At 74.1% G+C, this 1,073-nt stretch carries 1 protein-coding gene; it reads left to right on the top strand.

The genetic code is table 11. The features are described from left to right. Positions 1-174: 174 nt before the first annotated feature. The coding region (locus tag MXD58_RS25340) for a FecCD family ABC transporter permease (RefSeq protein WP_250610171.1) at positions 175-1,073 on the top strand (899 nt) is incomplete at its 3' end.

The following is a 1,073-nucleotide window of genomic DNA, read 5'->3' as shown; positions in this document are numbered from 1 at the left end:
ATCCTCGCCTACGCGGGCCACGTCGCCGACCGCTTCGACCTGCGGCGGGACATCTCGTTGGAGACCTCGGTCGTCTCTCATCGCGCCGGGGGAGCTGGAGGTCGGGATCGTGACGGCCTTCGTTGGCGCGCCGGTCTTCATCGCGCTGTGCCGCCGCGCCCGGCTGGCCCGGTCATGACGGGACCCGCCGGCGGGCCAGGCGTCGCGTTGCGGCCGGGCCGCGGCTACCGGATCGGGCGCCTCGCCGGGGACAGTGTGTCGCTGCGGATCTCCCCGCGGGCCGTCGCGGTCGGCGTCGCGCTCGTCGTGGTGATCGTGCTCGCCGGGGTCACGACCCTGCTGACGGGCGACTATCCGATTCCCGTCGCGGACGTGATCCGCGCGCTGGCGGGCCACGGCGACGGCGGCACCGACTTCGTCGTGAACACCCTGCGACTGCCCCGCCTGGTCACCGGCCTGCTGGTCGGCGCCGGGCTGGCGCTGAGCGGGTCGATCTTCCAGAGCGTGTCGAACAACATCCTCGGCAGCCCGGACATCCTCGGCTTCACCAACGGCGCGGCGACCGGCGCGCTCGTCGTGCTGCTGGTGCTGCACGGTGACGCGAGCCAGGCGTCGCTGGGCGCGGTGGCCGGCGGCGTGCTCGCCGGCGCGGTCATCTTCGGGCTGTCCCACAAGCACGGGGTGAGCGGGCCGCGGCTGGTGCTCATCGGCATCGCCATCAGCGCGCTGCTCGCCTCGGTCAACTCCTATCTGATCACCAGGGCGAAGCTGGCCGACGCCGTCGCCGCGCAGGTCTGGCTGATCGGCAGCCTCAACAGCCGGGGCTGGGAGGAGGTCCGCCCGCTGGCACTGGCGCTGGTGATCCTGGTGCCGCTGACGCTGTGGCTGGGGCAGCGGCTGGCCTACCTGGAGCTGGGTACGGATACCGCGCAGGCCCTCGGGGTGGACGTCGAGCGCAGCCGGCTGGCGCTGATCACGGTGGGGGCGGCGCTGGCCGCCGTGGCGACGGCCGCCGCCGGGCCGATCGGGTTCGTCGCGCTCACCGCGCCGCCGCTGGCCCGCTGGCTCACGGC

The organism is Frankia sp. AgKG'84/4, assembly GCF_023242965.2.
In the GTDB taxonomy this organism is placed as follows: Bacteria; Actinomycetota; Actinomycetes; order Frankiales; family Frankiaceae; genus Frankia.
The sequence above is the reverse complement of the archived record's forward strand: the minus strand, read 5'-3'. Positions and strand labels throughout refer to the sequence as shown.